This is a genomic window from Roseateles subflavus, assembly GCF_030285365.1.
GTDB lineage: Bacteria > Pseudomonadota > Gammaproteobacteria > Burkholderiales > Burkholderiaceae_C > Roseateles_B > Roseateles_B subflavus.
Map to the genome: position 1 here is coordinate 434526 of NZ_JASVDS010000002.1, position 17191 is coordinate 451716.

The 17191-nt window shown below is 70.1% G+C and carries 14 protein-coding genes; 4 read left to right on the forward strand and 10 right to left on the reverse strand.

Annotated elements, in window-relative coordinates:
• Positions 1-54: 54 nt before the first annotated feature.
• The 10 genes from QRD43_RS07755 to QRD43_RS07800 form a co-directional block, all read right to left on the reverse strand.
• The gene (locus tag QRD43_RS07755) at positions 55-1113 is read right to left on the reverse strand and encodes an ABC transporter ATP-binding protein (protein ID WP_285981913.1); all 1059 of its coding nucleotides are present in this window, start codon (positions 1111-1113) and stop codon (positions 55-57) included.
• Between the two features lies 1 nt (position 1114).
• Positions 1115-2452, reverse strand: coding sequence for a GH1 family beta-glucosidase (locus QRD43_RS07760; protein WP_285981914.1), 1338 nt, complete (start codon positions 2450-2452; stop codon positions 1115-1117).
• 43 nt (positions 2453-2495) lie between these two features.
• The gene (locus tag QRD43_RS07765; RefSeq protein WP_285981915.1) at positions 2496-3329 is read right to left on the reverse strand and encodes a carbohydrate ABC transporter permease; all 834 of its coding nucleotides are present in this window, start codon (positions 3327-3329) and stop codon (positions 2496-2498) included.
• Positions 3329-4249, reverse strand: coding sequence for a carbohydrate ABC transporter permease (locus tag QRD43_RS07770; RefSeq protein ID WP_285981916.1), 921 nt, complete (start codon positions 4247-4249; stop codon positions 3329-3331). The genes QRD43_RS07765 and QRD43_RS07770 overlap by 1 nt, the downstream gene beginning before the upstream one ends.
• A complete protein-coding gene (locus QRD43_RS07775; RefSeq protein ID WP_285981917.1) occupies positions 4246-5502 on the reverse strand; it encodes an ABC transporter substrate-binding protein in 1257 nt (418 codons plus the stop codon). The genes QRD43_RS07770 and QRD43_RS07775 overlap by 4 nt, the downstream gene beginning before the upstream one ends.
• 190 nt (positions 5503-5692) lie before the next feature.
• Complete coding sequence (locus tag QRD43_RS07780; protein ID WP_285981918.1) at positions 5693-7216, reverse strand: tryptophan halogenase family protein; 1524 nt, start codon at positions 7214-7216, stop codon at positions 5693-5695.
• 26 nt (positions 7217-7242) lie between these two features.
• On the reverse strand, positions 7243-8247 hold the full coding sequence (locus QRD43_RS07785) for a cupin-like domain-containing protein (RefSeq protein ID WP_285981919.1): 1005 nt from the start codon (positions 8245-8247) through the stop codon (positions 7243-7245).
• Between the two features lie 10 nt (positions 8248-8257).
• Complete coding sequence (locus QRD43_RS07790) at positions 8258-8953, reverse strand: SapC family protein (protein WP_285981920.1); 696 nt, start codon at positions 8951-8953, stop codon at positions 8258-8260.
• Positions 8954-9065: 112 nt separating this feature from the next.
• Positions 9066-12062: a TonB-dependent receptor gene (locus QRD43_RS07795; RefSeq protein WP_285981921.1), complete on the reverse strand. Its 2997-nt coding sequence runs from the start codon at positions 12060-12062 to the stop codon at positions 9066-9068.
• A 239-nt stretch (positions 12063-12301) separates the two neighbouring features.
• A complete protein-coding gene (locus QRD43_RS07800) occupies positions 12302-13351 on the reverse strand; it encodes a LacI family DNA-binding transcriptional regulator (RefSeq protein ID WP_285981922.1) in 1050 nt (349 codons plus the stop codon).
• A 319-nt stretch (positions 13352-13670) separates the two neighbouring features.
• On the opposite strand from QRD43_RS07800, the gene mraZ reads away from it, so the two are divergent.
• Genes mraZ through QRD43_RS07820 form a run of 4 tightly spaced genes read left to right on the forward strand, consistent with a single transcriptional unit; the run spans position 13671 to position 17188 of the window.
• Positions 13671-14099 (forward strand): division/cell wall cluster transcriptional repressor MraZ, encoded by a 429-nt coding sequence (gene mraZ / locus QRD43_RS07805; RefSeq protein WP_285981923.1) that lies wholly within the window; start codon positions 13671-13673, stop codon positions 14097-14099.
• Position 14100: 1 nt separating this feature from the next.
• Positions 14101-15108, forward strand: a complete 1008-nt coding sequence (rsmH, locus tag QRD43_RS07810) for a 16S rRNA (cytosine(1402)-N(4))-methyltransferase RsmH (RefSeq protein ID WP_285981924.1) — start codon at positions 14101-14103, stop codon at positions 15106-15108.
• Positions 15108-15410 (forward strand): cell division protein FtsL, encoded by a 303-nt coding sequence (gene ftsL / locus QRD43_RS07815; protein WP_285981925.1) that lies wholly within the window; start codon positions 15108-15110, stop codon positions 15408-15410. The genes rsmH and ftsL overlap by 1 nt, the downstream gene beginning before the upstream one ends.
• Positions 15407-17188 (forward strand): peptidoglycan D,D-transpeptidase FtsI family protein, encoded by a 1782-nt coding sequence (locus QRD43_RS07820; RefSeq protein ID WP_285981926.1) that lies wholly within the window; start codon positions 15407-15409, stop codon positions 17186-17188. The genes ftsL and QRD43_RS07820 overlap by 4 nt, the downstream gene beginning before the upstream one ends.
• Positions 17189-17191 lie beyond the last annotated feature (3 nt).

Sequence of the window (17191 nt, forward strand, 5' to 3'; positions counted from 1 at the left end):
ATGGGTCCTGCGTGTTAGGGATGCCGCGTGGTGTGCGCCCCTCGCGCGGCCCGTTCAGGGGCGAACGCGCTGGCCCTGCCCGTCGAAACCCAGCACCCGTGCCGCCGAGGCGACGAGGCCGAGGCGGTCGCCCGCCTGCAGGGCCGGGGCCGCGCCGGAACGCTTGAGCGTCAGCGGCTTCTCCAGGCCCTCGACGCGCGCATAGAGCAGGTGCGTATCCCCCAGGTGCTCGGCAAACTCCAGCTGGGCCGGCACGCCCTCGCCCGCGGGCGCCAGCTGCAGGTGCTCGGGGCGCACGCCCAGGCGGCGGACCGTGTCGGGCAGGGCCGGGGCCCAGCCCGACCACAGGGCCCGGTGCGCGGGCGTGGCGCCTTCGGGCGGGCGGTCCACGAAGTTGATCGACGGCGAACCGATGAAGCTCGCCACGAACTCGGTCGCCGGGTCCTCGTACAGCGCCAGCGGTGTGCCCAGCTGCTCGATGCGGCCCTGGTGGAAGACGGCAATGCGGTCCCCCAGCGTCATGGCCTCGGTCTGGTCGTGGGTCACGTAGATCATCGTCGCGCCCAGCTGCCGATGCAGGCGCGCCAGCTCGATGCGCATCTCCAGGCGCAGGGCGGCGTCGAGGTTGGACAGCGGCTCGTCGAAGAGGAAGACCTTGGGCTTGCGCACGATGGCGCGCCCGATGGCCACGCGCTGGCGCTGGCCGCCCGAGAGCTGCGCCGGGCGGCGGTCCAGCAGCTCGGTCAGCTTGAGGGTCTCGGCCGTGCGGCGGACCTGCGCCTCGCGCTCGGCCTTCGGAACGCCGGCCATCTTGAGGGCGAAGCCCATGTTCTCGGCCACGCTCATGTGCGGATACAGCGCATAGCTCTGGAACACCATGGCCGCGCCGCGTTCGGCCGGCGGCAGCTCGTTGGCCCGCTGGCCGTCGATCAGCAGCGAGCCCGCGGAGATGTCCTCCAGGCCCGCGATCATGCGCAGTGTCGTGCTCTTGCCGCAGCCGGAGGGGCCGACGAAGACGAGGAACTCGCCGTCCTCGATGTCCAGGTCGATGCCGCGGATGACGTCCTGCTCGCCGTAGCGCTTGTGGATGCCTTGCAGGCTCAGTCGTGCCACCTCAGGCCCCCTTGGCTTGCGCGGCCAGGAACTGGCGGTACCAGCGGGCGCTGTCCTTGAGCGTGCGCTGCTGGGTCTCGTAGTCCACGTGCACGATGCCGAAGCGCTTGGCATAGCCCGAGGACCACTCGAAGTTGTCCAGCAGGCTCCAGACCATGTAGGCATCGACCGGCACGCCCTCCTGGCGTGCCGCCTGCACGGCGGCGATGTGGCGCTGCAGGTAGCGCGTGCGGGCCTCGTCCTGCACGCGGCCGTCCACCCAGGGGTCGGGGAAGGCGCCGCCGTTCTCGGTCACCCACAGGCTGGGCACCTGCGGGTAGTCGCGGTGCAGGCGCAGCAGGAGCTCGGTCAGGCCTTCAGGATAGACCTCCCAGCCCATCTCGTTGACCTCCTTGCCGGCCGCCTTCGGGTCCCAGGGCTTGTCGGCGCTCTGCACCGAGCGGGAGTAGTAGTTGACGCCGAGGAAGTCGATCGGCTGGCGGATCTCGGCCAGGTCGCCGTCCTGCATCTTCGGCGCCTTCTCGCCCAGGTCCAGCCAGATGTCGACCGGGTAGCGGCCCTGGCACAGCGGGTCCATGTACCAGCGCAGCAGGCGTCCGTCCTCGACGATGGCCTTGGCGCGATCGGCGGCGGAGGGCGTGGCGGGGTGGGTGGGGGCGAGGTTGAGCACGATGCCCAGCTTCTCCCTGGCGCCCGCGGCCCGCAGTGCCTTCACGGCCCGGCCATGACTCAGCAGCAGGTGGTGGGAGACCTGCAGCGCGAGCGCCTCGTCCTTGAGGCCTGGCGCGAAGACGCCGTTCTGGTGGCCCAGCACCGCCACGACCCAGGGCTCGTTGTGCGTGCACAGCGAAGCCAGGCGGTCGCCCAGGCGGCGCTGGATGCCCAGGGCGTAGTCGACGAAGCGGTCCACCGTCTCGCGGCTGCCCCAGCCGCCCTGGTCCTGCAGGGCCTGGGGCAGGTCCCAGTGGTTGAGGGTCAGGTGCGGCTGCAGACCGCGGGCGAGCATGCCGTCCACCAGGCGGTCGTAGAAGGCCAGGCCGGCCTCGTTCCAGGCGCCCTGGCCCGTGGGCTGCACGCGGGGCCAGCTCACGCTGAAGCGGTAGGCATTGACGCCCAGGCCCTGGATGAGGTCGAGGTCGTCGGCCCAGCGCTGGTAGTGCTCGCAGGCCACGCGGCCGTCGCTGGCATCGGCGATGGCGCCGCTCTGGCGGCAGAAGGTGTCCCAGATGCTGGGGCCCTTGCCGTCGGCATCGGCGGCGCCTTCGATCTGGAAGGCGCTGGTGGAGACGCCCCAGACGAAGTCGGGCGGGAAGTGCAGGGCGGTGGTCGGGTCGGTCATGGGGCAGGTCGGCGGAAGGAGAACGGGTGAGGAAGGCGCGGGCTCACTTGACGGCACCGGCGGTCAGGCCGGCGATGAGTTGGCGTGAGGCCAGCATGAAGAGGGCGATGAGGGGCAGCGTGGCCACGGCGGCACCGGCGATGAGCGCGCCCCACTCGGTGTCCACGGGGTTCTGCAGCAGGCGCAGGGCCAGCGGCAGGGTGAAGTGCTCGGGGCTGCGCAGCACGATCAGCGGGCCCACGAAGTTGTTCCAGCTGCCGATGAAGGCGATGAGCCCCAGCGTCCCGAGGGCCGGCTTCAGCAGCGGCAGCACGATGCGGACGAAGATGCCCAGCTCGCCGCAGCCGTCCATGCGGGCGGCCTCGATCAGCTCCTTGGGCACGGCGCTGCGGGCGTACTGGCGCATCAGGAAGATGCCGAAGGCGTTGGCCGCGCCGGGCAGGTACAGCGCCCGCGGCTCGTCGATCCAGCCCAGCAGGTCCATCACCATGAAGCTGGGGATCATGCTCATGAAGCTGGGCAGCAGCATGGTGCCCAGCACCAGGGCGAAGAGCGGGCGCTTGAAGCGGAACTCGAACATCGCGAAGGCATAGCCGCCCATGGCGCAGAAGAGCAGCGTGAGCGCCGTGGACATCAGCGCCACGTAGAGGCTCCAGCCCACGCTGCGCCAGAAGGGGATGCGCTCGCCCAGCAGGCGCAGATTGGCGAGCAGGTCGTCGCCGAACCACAGGGGCGGGGGGACGCTGAAGATGTCCGTCCGGGACTGCGTGGCGAAGACGAACATCACGTAGAAGGGTGCCAGCATCAGCAGGGCGCCGGCCCCGACGAGGGCGTAGGCGAGCCAGCGTGAGCTCGGCAGGGCGGGGCGGGGGCTCATCACGCGCGCTCCTTTCCGAAGGCGCGGTGCAGGGCCGCCGTGGCCGCCGCGAGGATCGCGAACAGCAGCCACGACATCGCCGCCGCGGCGCCGAAGTCGTTGAAGTCGAAGGCCAGGCGGTAGAGGTAGACCGCGCTGCTCATGCCCGCCTGGTCATTGCCGCCGCGGCCGTTGGTCAGCACGAAGGGCTCCTCGAAGAGCTGCAGGCTGCCCACGACGGAGAGCGTGAAGCCGAAGAGCATCATGCTGCGCAGGCCCGGCAGGGTGATGTGCAGGAAGCGCTGCCAGCGGCCGGCGCCGTCCATCATCGCGGCCTCGTACAGGTCCTTGGGAATGGTCTGCAGGGCGGCGAGGTACAGCACGGTGTGGAAGCCCACGTAGCGCCAGAACACGACCAGGGCGATGGCGGGGCGCAGGCGGTCCGGGTCGTTGAGCCAGTCGATGGCCTGCGCGGGCAGCAGCAGGCCGAGGCCCGGGAGCTGGCGCAGCGTGGCCAGGCCGCTGTTGATCAGGCCGTAGTCCGTCGAGAACAGGGCGCTGAACAGGATGGCGATGGCGACCGTCGAGGTGATGTAGGGCAGGAAGTAGGCGCCCATCAGCGCGTTGCGCCAGCGCTGGCCGAGCGCCTGCAGGCCGCAGGCCAGAGGCAGGGCCACCAGATGCTGGGGCAGCGCACTCGCCACGCCCAGCCACACGGTGTTGCCCAGGGACTTCCAGAACCAGGCGTCCTTCAGCGCGAAGGCGAAGTTGTCCAGGCCGACCCACTCCATGGCCGCGAGGCCGCTGGTGGGTTCCCAGCGGTTCAGTGCCAGCCACAGCGAGAACAGCAGTGGGAAGAGGCCGAAGACGGCGAACAGCACGAGGAAGGGCACGAGGAGCACATAGGGCGCGTGCTGCGGGCGGATGCGCAGGCGGCTCATCGGGCGGCCCTCGTCTGCAGCAGGCGCTCGGCGTCGCCCAGGGCGCTCGCGATGTCCTTGCCGCGGGTGAGCACCTTGTCCAGCTCGGTGTTGATGACCTCGTCGGCGAAGGCGTCCTGGCGGTGGACGGCCACGGGCGTGATCCGGCGGGCGGCCTCGCGCCACAGGTGCCGGGCCCGCTGGCCGCCCAGGAAGGCCACCGGCTCGTCGAAGAAGGGGTCCTCGAAGGTGTCGACCAGCGCGGGGAAGATGTCGTGCGTCTGGAAGGCGTCCAGCAGCAGGGTCTTGTTGAGGGTCAGGTCTTGCATGAAGTCCCAGGCCAGGGCGCGGCGCGCCGGGTCGCCCTTGGCGGGCAGGGCGTAGAAGCTGCCGCCGTAGGCCGCGAAGGCGCCTTCGGGCAGCTGGGCCGCGCGCCACAGGCCGCGCGTCTTGGGCGCCAGCCAGGAGCCCATGAAGCCCACGAGCCAGGCGCCGATCATCTGTGTCGCGATCAGCCCGCGGCGGAAGCCCTCGGTCCAGTCGCTGGACCAGTTGTAGACCTTGGCATCCAGCCCCTCGGCGCGCACCTGGCGGGCCAGCTCGAAGGCCCGCTGGAAGCGCGGCGTGTTGACCAGCACGCGGTTGTCCTGGCTGAAGTAGAGGCCCTCGCCGTCCTGCACGCCGGTGCGGATCAGGATGTCCTTCATGTCCCGTGCATGGGCCAGCAGGTAGGCCCCGGTCTGGCGGCGGATCTCGCGCCCGGCGGCCACGTAGCCGGCCCAGCTGCCGTTGAGGTCCTCGGCCTTCAAGCCGGCGCGGGCCAGCAGGTCCTGGCGGTAGAGCAGGGTGCCGGGGCCGATGTCCGAGGGCAGGGCGACGAGCTCGCCGCGACGGTTGCTGGCCTGGCCCCAGGTGTAGGGCACGAAGCGCTCGCGCAGGCGCTCCGCCTGGCAGGGCGCCTGACGCAGGTCGAAGAGCCCGCGGCCCTGGGCGAAGCGGCCCACGTAGCCGACCTCCAGCGCCATGAGGTCCGGCAGATGGCTGCCGGTGGACAGCGCCGTGATCATGGCCGTGTGGTGGTCGTTCATCTCGCGGCTGATGACCTCCACCTCCACGCCCGGGTGCCGCGCCGTCCAGGCCGGCACGGCGGCGCGGACGATGGCGTCCAGCTTGGGATAGGCGGCGACGGTCAGTCGCTGCGGTGCCGCGGCCCGTCCGGCCCCGGCCCACAGGCCCAGGGCCAGCCCGAGGCCGGCGCGTCGTTGTGCATCCACGTTGTCTCTCGTCGTTGTCTTGGGCGCGTCGAGGCGCCTGGGAATCGTGGGCCGGAGGGCCGCGCCTCGCGATCGATGCCGTTGCTGTGCATGAATCGTGAAAGCGCTTTCAAACTATAGGGAAGCCCTGGGGCGATGTCAATGGCGCCGACCCGCTTCGGGGGAGGCATCGCGGGGCGGCAGGCGGGCCTCAGGCCACGGCCTGCGCCACCTTCGCCTGGGCCGCCGCGCAGAAGCGTCGCACGTAGGCCTCGTGCGCGGGCAGCGATTGCACGGTGTGCGCCACCTGCTCGTGCAGGCCGCCCAGGAACTGCCGCAGCTCGGCGTCGCCCATGAGGTCGGCCACCGGGTGGTAGGCCTGCGGCACCAGGCCCTGGCCCATCATCACCTGGATCCAGGAGTTCTCCGCGAAGAGCTCGTCGGCCGGCCGGAACACGCGCCCCGTCTGCGCGAAGAGGTCGAGGCGATGGCGCAGGCTCGGCGGCACCGCCATCTCGCGGCAGTGCGTCCACAGCGCCGAGCCTTCGCGGGCGTTGAGGTGGTAGTGCAGGACGATGAAGTCCCGGATGTGCGCCAGGTCCTTCTGCGTCTGGCCGTTGAACTCCTCGATGTCGCAGGCCCGGATGCCGCCGGCCGGGAACATCTGCAGCAGGCGGATGGCTGCGCGCTGGATCAGGTGGATGCTGGTGGACTCCAGCGGCTCGATGAAGCCGCTCGCGAGGCCCACGGCGACGCAGTTCTTCTCCCAGGTGCGCAGGCGCTGGCCCGGCGTGAAGCGCAGCACGCGCGGCTGGATCAGCAGCTCGCCCTCCACGTGGCGGCGCAGGACGTCCGGCGCGTCGGCATCGTCCAGCAGGCGGCTGCTGTAGACGAGGCCGTTGCCCACGCGGTGCTGCAGGGGGATGCGCCACTGCCAGCCGAAGTCATGGGCGATGGAGCGCGTGTAGGGCGGCGCCTCGCGCACCGCGGCGGTCTGCACGGCCACGGCGCGGTCGCAGGGCAGCCAGTGGGTCCAGTCCTCGTAGGCCACGCCCAGCGTCTCACCCAGCAGGAGGGACCGGAAGCCGGTGCAGTCAACGAACAGATCGCCCTCGACGAGGCTGCCGTCCTGCATGCGCAGCGCGCTCAGGGCGCCGTCGGGGCCCTGCGTCAGCACCTCGGCGATCTTGCCCTCGATGCGCTGCACGCCGTGCTGCTGCGCGATGGCGCGCAGGAAGCGGGCGTAGCGCGAGGCGTCGAGGTGGTAGGCGTAGTTCAGGCCATTGCGCGGCAGATGGGCGAAGCGCTGCGCCTCGGCGGCGCGCAGCTCCAGGCAGTACTCGCCGTAGGGGCGGGCGAGGCCCTGACGCTGGCCCTTGAGCCAGAAGTGCTGGAAGCCGGCGCTCCAGTGGTCCTGGCCGGTGCGACCGAAGGCGTGGAGGTAGGACTCGCCGGGCGTCTTCCAGCCCTCGAACTGGATGCCCAGCTTGAAGGTGGCCTGGGTGGCGGCCATGAACTCGGCCTCGTCGATGCCCAGCAGCTCGTGGTAGGCATGCAGGGCCGGGATCGTGGCTTCGCCGACGCCGACAGTGCCGATCTCCTCGGACTCCACCAGGCGGATCTGCACCTGGCGCCCGAGCAGCTTGCCCATCAGCGCGGCGACCATCCAGCCGGCGGTGCCGCCCCCGGCGATGACGACGCGGCGGACGGGCTGTGAGGTGTGGAAGGGGGTCATGCAGGGCCTCGTCGGGTGGTGGGGGCTCAACGATTGAGCTTGTTCAGCAGCAGGGCGCGCAGGCGGCGATGGGCGGCCTCGTCCAGCGGACCGAGCGCGCCCCGCGCCGGCGGGGGCAGATGGGCGGCGGTGTGCTCGCCGGCCTCGAAGACGTAGTGGTCGAAGAGCGCGCGCCAGGCCTCGCGCTCGGCCGGCGGCAGGTCGCGCACCGTGGCCAGGGCCAGCCACAGCGCGCTCGTGGGCGCGTCCTGCCAGGGCGGCGTGCGGCGCCACCAGTAGTTGAGCAGGCCGCTGAAGGGGTCCAGCGCCTCCACCTGGTGCCACCACTGGCTGGGGATGTAGATCGCGTCGCCGGCCTCGAGGGTCACCTCTTGCGCGCGGGCCTGTGCGGCGGCGAAGCGCGGGAAGCGCTGCAGGTCCGGCGCGGCGGCATCGACGAGGCTGACGGGCTGGCCGGCCGGCGTGAGGTCCAGCGGGCCGATGTAGAGATCACCCACGGCCTCGGGCGGATAGAGCGTGAAGCGGCGGCGGCCGCTGACGCAGCAGGCGATGTTGCGGGGCCAGTCCTGGTGCGCGGGCACCGTGACGCGGTTGCCCAGCCACAGGCTTGCCAGCGGCGGCTCCTCGGCCTCGATGGCCAGCGGATGCGACGCCAGCAGTCCCGGCAGGCAGGTCTCGACGGTGGTCGAGCCCATGTAGACGGTGGAGGGCGCCGGGTCGTCCAGGGCGGCCATCAGCTCGTCCAGCACGGCGCCGAAGGGCACCAGGGCGCGGCTGAAGTTGAAGCCCTGGACATCGGGCGTGTAGGCGATCCGGCCGCCGGTCTCCGGGGCCAGGCGGTAGATGCCCACGGTGGCGTCGCGCCAGTGGCGACGCAGCAGCGCAGCCGCATCACGAGGGCTGCGGCGGCTCGCCTGCACGAGGGGCCAGTGCGAGACCAGGCCGCGCAGCACGCAGGGCGTGTCGCCGTCCGGGCCGGTGCCGGTCAGCGCGGACGGGACCTGGCCGGGATGGCAGGGCAGCTCGCGCATCGCGGGCCTCTCAGCCAAGGCGCTGCTCGCGCTGCACGAGATCGCCGAAGCGAGACAGCGAGGCCACGGCCATGGCCAGCGGCAGCCATTCGCCGCGCTCGTGCAGCTCCGCCACGACGTCGCCGGGCAGGGCGGCCAGGCGCTCCTCGTGGATCACATGGAAGCCGCCGATGCGGCGCGTGCCGCCCGCCGGCAGGGGCAGGTCGAGCGCCATCGGCTCGAGCAGCTCCAGGCGCAGCAAGCGCGCGATGAAGGCGGGCAGCGTCTGCAGCCCGTCGTGCAGGGCCTGCAGCACGCCGATGCGGCGCTCCAGCAGCGGCGAGAGGCCGCCCTGGGGCAGGAAGAGGGGCTCGCCGCCGCGCTCGCTCAGGCGGGGGCTGTCGAGGTCGATGTGCACGACCCATTGCGTGGCGTCGCGGCCCACCATCAGGGGCTGGCGCTCCATCGCCCAGGGCAGGTGCGGCGCCTCCCAGCCCTCGGGACCGAGAAAGAGATTGCCGGCGCCGCTGAGGCTCATCAGCGCCACGGGCTGGAAGGGCAGCTCGCCGCTGCCGGCCTGGAAGACGATGGGGAAGCAGCCCTGCAGCAGGCGGAACTCCGCCGGGACCGTGGGCACGGCGGCCAGGTCGTCGCCGAAGGCCGCTGACGGCGCGGGGTCCAGGTGCAGGGCCTGGTGGCTGATGTTGTCGAGCAGGGCGGGGCGCATGGGGGTGTTCGGGTCGGGCTGGGCCGATGGTAGAGAGACCGGGATCCCGCCGGGATGGGCAGGATCCCTGAGCGAGGGGGCCGCCGTGGGGCAGCCCCGCTCACCGGGGCGCTCAGAACGTGTAGCGCGCGCCGACCATGAAGCGGCGGCCGGTCTGCGTCACCGACTGCACTTCGAGGTTCGTGCGGCCGTGCGTGCGGATCACGCCGTCGTTCAGGTTGATCGCCTCGAACTGGAAGCTCAGCTGCGGGCTGTACTTGAAGCCCACGCTGAGGTCCCACTGGCCGTAGGGTTCGGTGTACGAGGGGCCGGAGCCGCCGTTCACCGCCGCATTGGTGCTGTTGAGGAACTCGCCGCGCCAGTTGTAGGCCATGCGCACGCTGTAGCGGTCGTCCTCGTAGAAGCCCACCAGGTTGGCGGAGTTGCTGAGGCCCACCAGCGCGTTCTGGTCCTTCAGGTCGTCGTTCTGGAACTTCAGGCCCGAGCGCACATAGGTGTAGTTGGCCGCCATGCCGAAGCCGCTGCGGCCGAAGGCGTGCTGCACATTGAGCTCCACGCCGTTGATGTGGTCGCTGCGCTGGTTCGTCGGCACGCTGATGTTGAACACGGCCGCCGGATCGCCCGCCTGCCCCGCGATCGTGCCGACCGCATTGCCCGAGCCGTCCACGCCGGTCTTCACGATGCCGTTGCGGCCGTTGTACGTGTTCAGCAGGTAGTTGCGCACGCAGGTCAGGTCCGCGCCGCCGCAGGAGGCGGCCGCTTCCTTGAACAGCGCCCCGTTGATGGGCGAGGTCAGGCTGAACGGCGTCATCGGGACCACGCTGGTGCCGATGTAGTTGCTGATGTTCTTGCGGAAGATGCCGATCGCGGCGTAGCTGCTCTTGGCGTAGTAGTACTCGGCCGAGAGGTCCAGGTTCTTGGACAGCAGCGGCTTCAGGCCCGGATTGCCCTGGTTGCCGGAACCGCCGGCGGCGCGGTACTCGTTGAGCGTCTGCCCGCCCTGGATCTTGTCCCAGCCCGGGCGGCCGATGGACTCGCCGAAGCTGGCGCGCACCTTCCACTGGCTGCTCAGCTCGGCCTCCCAGTCGATGCTGGGCAGCAGGTAGCTGTACTTGCCGGAGAGGCTCGTGAAGCCCGGCGCGCCCTTCAGGATGGCGAACTCGTTGGCGGAGACCCACTGGATGCCCGTGGCGATGGGCACCAGGGCCTGGGAGTCGACCTTGGTGCGCTCGTAGCGCAGGCCCAGGGCCACGCCCATCGGCACGCCCCAGTCGAAGTCGGTGCTGTACTGCACAAAGGCGCTGGTGCTGCGCTCCTGGGTGCGGCGGTCGTCGTCGAAGTTGTCCGAGGACTTGAACCACTTGTCGCTGCCATCGGCCTTCACGGCGGCGTCACGCACGGCGTTGAAGTCCCAGACGAAGAAGTTGTTCACCATGGCCGAGCGGTCCGCCGAACCCATGGCGCGGCCGAAGTAGGGCTGGATGGTGTCGGCCTGCCAGAGGCTGTCGGCGTAGTCAGAAGGCTTGTTGTGGCCGCCCCAGTCGTTCTGCTGGACGTTGGCGAAGGCGGTGCGGTTGTTCACCTTGGTCAGACCCACGCCGAAGTCCAGGTTGGAGGCGTCCGACAGGGTGTACCTGCCCTTGACCTGCGCCTGGTCGATCGCGTTGCGCATGTAGGCATTGCGGAAGGACGAGCCGGTGACCTGCATCAGGCTGGCGCTGTCCGCCGGGTTGCCGGAGAGGCCGATGCCCAGCACCGGGAACTTGTTCGAGAAGTCCACGCGGTCGCTGGCGCGGTTCTGCATGGACACGCCCAGCGCGTTGTTCGTGCCGTAGGGGCTGTCCGCGCCGGCGGTGGCCACGGAATGGTGCGCGTCGAACTCCATCTTCAGGCGGTCCGAGGCCCGCCAGACGGTATTGAAGCCGGTGGAGTCGTTCTTGTTCTTGGTGCCGAAGTAGGCGCCGCCCATGGCCACATCGGCCGGGCCGTTGGTGTAGAGCTCCGAGAAGATCAGCGGCGAGGCGATGGGGCCGTCCGCCCAGGTGGTCTTGTCGTAGGCGAAGTTGAACCAGGCCGAGAGCTCGCTGCGCTTGGTGTGGATCTTGTTCTCGGAATAGGTCTTGTCCAGCGTCAGCGTCAGGTCCTTCATCGGACGGTACTGCAGCACCAGCTGCCCGTTGGTGCGGGTGCGCTCGATGCCGTTCATGCTGTACATGAGGTTCTGCGGCACCTCGTACAGGTCCGTCAGCTTGGGCCGGTTGGTGATCTTGCTGGCGCCGGGCTCGGTGGGCAGGGGCAGGGCCGTCCAGTCGTTGGCGTTGGCGATGTTGCCGGGCTTGGAGTACCAGCCCGCGGCCACGCCGGCCTGGTTGTAGCCCGAGTTGCGCTTCTGCAGGCTGCCGGTGAGGGCGATGCCGAAGGTGCCGTCCGCGAAGACCTGGCTGTAGATGCCCGACAGCTCCGGCGTGGTCTGCGCGCCCGCGATCAGGCCCGGCAGGCGCTGGTTGGAGGCGTCGCTGACCAGCTTGGCGCCCAGGCTGGCGATCGTCTTGGGGTTGTCCAGCGGCCGGGCCGTCTTGATGTTGATGGTGGCGCCGATGCCGCCGGTCGGGTTCTCCGAACGGCCGGTCTTGTACACCTCGAGGGCCGCCACGCCTTCGGAGGCGAGGTTGGCGAAGTCGAAGGAACGGGCGTTGGAGGCGGTGGTGTCCGCCAGGTTGGCGGCCGGCATCTGGCGGCCGTTGAGCAGCACCAGATTGAAGTCGGGGCCCACGCCCCGCACCGTCACGCGCGAGCCCTCGCCATTGGCGCGGTCGATGGACACGCCGGCGATGCGCTGCATCGACTCGGCCAGGTTGGTGTCAGGGAACTTGCCGATGTCCTCGGCCACGATGCCGTCCACCACGCCCTGCGCCTTGCGCTTCAGGTCCAGGGAGCTGTCCAGGCTCTTGCGGATGCCGGTGACCACGACGACGTCCAGCTTGGCGCTGTCGTCCTTCCGGGCAGGATCGGCCTGCTGGGCGTGCAGGGTCGGGGCGATGAGAACGGCGCAGGCTGCGGCCAGCCGGCTCAAGGGGAGGGGGTGTCGGCGGCGCGGATCGCGGGTCATGGGGCTGTCTCCTGTGGTTTTAGGTGTGGCGGCAGGGGCGCTTCTCACCCTGCAGCACTGAAAGCGCTTTCAAATAGTAGCGCCAGCCGCCAAGCGATGTGACCTAGGCATCACCCTAATACGGCGCTGCTGCCCTGCAGCAAAGCAACAGCGGGTCGGCGTGCGCCATCAGGGGGGAGATGAAACCGATTTCTGGCGGCGAATTCACCGCCGGGGCCCGTGGTGGGGCCGGCGCCGGCTCAGCGGCCGATGCTGCGTGCCACGGCGGCCACGGAGTCGCGCTCCACGAGGCGCGGCTCGGGCAGCTTCAGCGTGGGCTTGCCGCCGGCGAGCATCTCGAGCAGGGCCTGGGCGGTGAGGCGGCCCAGCTCCAGGCTGGCCTGGTGCACCGTGGTGAGCGGCGGCGTCATGTGCATGGCCAGGGCCAGGTCGTCGAAGCCGACCAGCGAGACGTCCTGCGGGACGCGCAGGCCGGCCTTGTGCAGCGCCACGGCGGCGCCCATGGCCATCTGGTCGTTCGCCGCGAAGAGGGCGGTGAAGCGCTGCGGGCTGGCCAGCAGGCGCTCGGCGGCCTGCCGGCCGCCTTCCTCCAGATAGTTGCCGCACTCCACCAGCGCCGGACGGAAGGGAATGCCGGCCGCCTCCAGGGCCGTCTGGTAGCCGGCCAGGCGCTCGCGCGCGTCGGAGTGGCTCTGATCGCCGCCGATGTGGGCGATGTCCCGGTGACCGCGGGCGATCAGGTGCTGGGTGGCCAGGCGCGCGCCCTCGCGGTGGTCATAGTCCATGGCGTAGACGTTCGGGGCCTTGATGCTGCGCCCCGTGACGACGGTCGGCACCTGCTTGGCCAGCTGCCGCAGGGCGGCGTCGCCGACGCGCCCGTTGAGGATGATCATGCCGTCCACGCGGCGGCCCATCAGGGTGTCGATGCAGCGCTGCTCCACTTCGACGTCCCAGTGGCCGCTGACGAAGAGGGCGCTGTAGTGCGCCTCGCTGAGCGTTTCCTCGATCCCGCGCATGGCGACGCCGAAGAAGGGGCTGTCGATGAACTGCGTGATCACGCCGATGCTCATCGTGCGCCCGCCCGCGAGGCCCCGGGCGATGGGGTTGGGCACGAAGCCCAGCTCGGCGATGGCCCGGTCCACGGCGGCCTTCTTCTCCGCGCTCACCACGGCCGTGCCATTGAGGATGCGCGAGACCGTGCTGGGCGACACGCCGCTGGCCTCGGCCACCATGCCGAGCGTGACGGGGCCGGCCTTGCGGGCCGAGGGCGATGCGGGAGGTCGAGCCATGGCGAAGCGGTATGAAAGCGTTTGCGTAAGGGGCTGGCGCGAGTGTAAGGGCAGCGTTTGACCGCGGCCGGGCCCCGGGGGTGGCGGGCCGGGGCGACTGCGGGAAAGTCCCCGATCCGGGCGTCCGCAGTTCATCCAGCACTTTTACTGCGATTCGCAAGTCCTTATTTTTGAACGACTTTTTTTCCAGCGCCGAGTGATGAAATCAACTGTAAGTGATTGATTTCATTGAACTTTTCTCCGATTTTCCTTGACCTTCCGAAAGTCGGTTAGTAAAGTGGGAGAAATTGTCAGATTGTGGGTCGCTGTGGCGAATTACGTGTTTCAAGGGGCGAGTGCCTTGGCGATGGACGCCAAGGGGCGCTTGACCGTCCCTACACGCCACCGCGAGCTGCTGCAGGGCCTGTGCAATGGCCAGCTGACCGTCACCAAGCACCCCGAGGGCTGCCTGATGGTCTTCCCCCGTCCTGCCTGGGAAACCTTCCGTGACCGCATCGCTGCGCTGCCCATGTCGGCGGCCGGCTGGAAGCGTGTCTTCCTGGGCAACGCCCAGGACGTCGAGATCGACAGCGCCGCCCGCGTGCTGATCGCCCCTGAACTCCGTGCCAGCGCCAGCCTCCAGAAGGACGTGATGCTGCTGGGCATGGGCAGCCATTTCGAGCTCTGGGACGCCGCGGCCTATGCCGCGCACGAAGCCCAGGTCATGCAGTCCGAGCTGCCGGACGCGCTCAAGGACTTCAGCTTCTGATATGAGCGCCACCACTTCCCCCGCCCCGTTCACCCACACCACCGTGCTGCTGCACGAGACCGTGGAAGGCGTGCTGCACCGGCCGGACGGCGTCTATGTGGACGGCACCTTCGGCCGCGGCGGGCACTCGCGCCTGCTGCTGAGCCGGCTGGGGCCGCAGGGCAGGCTCATCGCCATCGACCGGGACCCCGAGGCCATCGCGGCCGCCACCTCAGGCGAGACGCGGGTCGAGGACCCGCGTTTTTGCATCTGCCACGCGCCTTTCGCGCAGATGGCCGACGAGCTGGACCGCATCGGCGTGCACGCCATCGACGGCCTGATGCTTGACCTGGGCGTCTCCAGCCCGCAGATCGACAACCCCGAGCGCGGGTTCAGCTTCCGTTTCGACGGCCCGCTGGACATGCGCATGGACACGACCCGCGGCGAGAGTGCCGCGGATTTCCTGGCCCGTGCCGACGAGCGCCAGATTGCTGAGGTGATACGCGACTATGGCGAAGAACGGTTTGCTCTCCCGATTGCAAAGGCGCTTGTGGCTCGCCGGGAAGGCGGGAGCCCTGTTCGAACAACCGCCGAGCTTTCCAAAGTCGTGGCTGGTGCGGTCAAAACCCGCGAACCGGGCCAGGACCCTGCAACGCGCACATTTCAGGCTCTACGGATACTCGTCAACGCCGAGCTTGAGGAGCTCGAGCAGGGGCTGAGCTCGGCCCTGCGCCTGCTGCGCCCGGGCGGTCGCCTGGCGGTGATCAGCTTCCATTCGCTGGAAGATCGCATCGTCAAGAACTTCATCGCCCAGCACAGCAAGGACGTCGTCGACCGCCGCGCCATGTTCGCCGCGCCCAAGCCGCTGGCGCTCAAGGCCCTGGGCCGCATCAAGCCCAGCGAGGCCGAGGTCCGCGCCAATCCGCGCTCGCGCTCCGCCATCCTGCGGGTCGCCGAGCGCACCGATGCGCCGCTGGTCGAGGCACCGGCGGCGGCACCCAAGTCCGGCAAGCGCAAGGGAGGCCGCTGATGTGGTCTCGCATCACGCTGGTGCTGTTGGCTGCGGTGATGGTTTCGGGCTACTACCTGGTGCGCAGCAGCTATGAGGCGCGCCGCCTCTTCACCGAGGTCGACCGCTCCCAGAACGAGGGCCGCAAGCTCGAGGCCGACCACCAGCGCCTGCTGGCCGAGCGTCATGCGCAGGCCACGAACCTGCGTGTCGAGCAGGTCGCCCGCGAGCGCCTGAAGATGCGCGCCGTCTCGCCCGCCATCACCCAGACGGTCGAGCTGGGCGGGCGTGCCGCCTCGGCCGCCGCCGGAGTGCAGCCATGAGCGGCAAGCGCACGGGCGGCAATGCGCTGAGCCCACGCGGCGTCAACTACGCCACCAGCCCGCTGCTGGCGGCCAAGACGCCGCCGTGGCGCTCGCGCTTCATCGTCGCGCTCGTGGGCCTGGCCTTCGCCGGCCTGCTGGGCCGTGCCGTCTACGTGCAGCTGATCGCCCAGGACTTCTTCCAGCGCCAGGGCGAGGCCCGCTACGCCCACACGCTGGAGCTGCCCGCCAGCCGCGGCCAGATCAAGGACCGCAGCGGCCAGGTGCTGGCCTCCAGCGTGGCCGTGCCCTCCATCTGGGCCTTCCCCAAGGACGTCGACACCGACCCCGAGAAGCGCCGCGAGCTCGCCCGCATCCTCAAGGTCAGCCCGCAGGAGCTGGACAAGCGCCTGGATCCGTCGAACCGCTTCGTCTTCCTGCGCCGCCAGGCCGACGACGACACCGCCGCGAAGATCAAGGCGCTCAACCTCAAGGGCGTCTTCCAGGACCGCGAGTACAAGCGCCAGTACCCGGAAGGCGAGTCCGCCGCGCACATCGTGGGCTTCACCAACCTGGAAGAGCGGGGCCAGGAGGGCATCGAGCTGGCCTTCCAGAAGGACCTGCAGGGCCGCGACGGCAGCCGGGCCGTGGTGAAGGACCGCCTGGGCCGCGTGGTCGAGGACATGGGTGAGCGCGTGCCCGCCAGCAATGGCCGGGACATCCAGCTCTCCATCGACGCCAAGGTGCAGTTCTTCGCCTACCAGCGCATCCGCGACGCCGTGGCCGAGCACCGCGCCAAGGCCGGCTCGGTGGTGGTGCTGGACGTGCAGACCGGCGAGGTCCTGGCCCTGGCCAACTGGCCCAGCTACAACCCCGGCGACCGCCAGAACCTGCTGGGCGAGCAGCTGCGCAACCGCGCGCTGACCGATGTCTTCGAGCCCGGCTCGACGATGAAGCCCTTCACCATCGGCCTGGCCCTGGAGACCGGCCGCGTGCGCCCGGACACCGTCATCAACACCGCTCGTGGCGCCGTGATGATCGCCGGCTGGTCGCCGACCGACGTGCACCCCTACGGCGACCTCACCGTCGCGCAGGTGATCCAGAAGTCGAGCAACGTCGGCACGGCCAAGATCGCCATGCAGATGCCCGCGCGCGAGATGCACGAGATGTTCACGGCCATCGGCCTGGGCCAGCGTCCGCAGCTGGAGTTCCCCGGCGCGATGACCGGCAAGCTGCGGCCCTACAAGAGCTGGCGTCCCATCGAGCAGGCCACCATGAGCTACGGCTACGGCCTCTCGGCCTCGCTGTTCCAGCTGGCCCGCGCCTACACCACCTTCGCCCGCGACGGCGAGGTCATCCCCGTGACCATCATGAAGCGCCCCAGCAGCGAGCCCGTGAGCGGCCTGCGCGTCTTCCGCCCCGAGATCGCCCAGCAGGTGCGCGCCATGCTGCAGACCGCGGCTGCGCCCGGTGGCACGGCCCCGGCGGCGATGGTTCCGGGCTACAGCATCGGCGGCAAGTCCGGCACTGCGCACAAGCAGGAAGGCAAGGGCTACGCCGGCCACAAGTACCGCTCCTGGTTCGTCGGCCTGGCCCCCATCAGCAAGCCGCGCATCGTGGTCGCGGTGATGGTGGACGAGCCGAGCAACGGCGTCTATTTCGGGGGGGCCGTGGCCGCCCCGGTCTTCAGCCAGGTCGTGGCCCAGACCCTGCGCCTGATGGGCGTGCCGCCGGACCTGGACGTCAAGACACAGATCGTCGCGAGCCAGAAGCTCGAGGCCGTGGAAGAAAGTTTCTGAGCC

Coding starts and splice junctions, on each gene's coding strand:
- rsmH (WP_285981924.1), top strand. CDS start 14,101: ATGAGCGCCACCACTTCCCCCGCCCCGTTCACCCACACCACCGTGCTG.
- QRD43_RS07800 (WP_285981922.1), bottom strand. CDS start 13,351: ATGGCTCGACCTCCCGCATCGCCCTCGGCCCGCAAGGCCGGCCCCGTC.
- QRD43_RS07765 (WP_285981915.1), bottom strand. CDS start 3,329: ATGAGCCCCCGCCCCGCCCTGCCGAGCTCACGCTGGCTCGCCTACGCC.
- QRD43_RS07790 (WP_285981920.1), bottom strand. CDS start 8,953: ATGCGCCCCGCCCTGCTCGACAACATCAGCCACCAGGCCCTGCACCTG.
- QRD43_RS07795 (WP_285981921.1), bottom strand. CDS start 12,062: ATGACCCGCGATCCGCGCCGCCGACACCCCCTCCCCTTGAGCCGGCTG.
- QRD43_RS07820 (WP_285981926.1), top strand. CDS start 15,407: ATGAGCGGCAAGCGCACGGGCGGCAATGCGCTGAGCCCACGCGGCGTC.
- QRD43_RS07760 (WP_285981914.1), bottom strand. CDS start 2,452: ATGACCGACCCGACCACCGCCCTGCACTTCCCGCCCGACTTCGTCTGG.
- QRD43_RS07780 (WP_285981918.1), bottom strand. CDS start 7,216: ATGACCCCCTTCCACACCTCACAGCCCGTCCGCCGCGTCGTCATCGCC.
- ftsL (WP_285981925.1), top strand. CDS start 15,108: ATGTGGTCTCGCATCACGCTGGTGCTGTTGGCTGCGGTGATGGTTTCG.
- QRD43_RS07785 (WP_285981919.1), bottom strand. CDS start 8,247: ATGCGCGAGCTGCCCTGCCATCCCGGCCAGGTCCCGTCCGCGCTGACC.
- QRD43_RS07770 (WP_285981916.1), bottom strand. CDS start 4,249: ATGAGCCGCCTGCGCATCCGCCCGCAGCACGCGCCCTATGTGCTCCTC.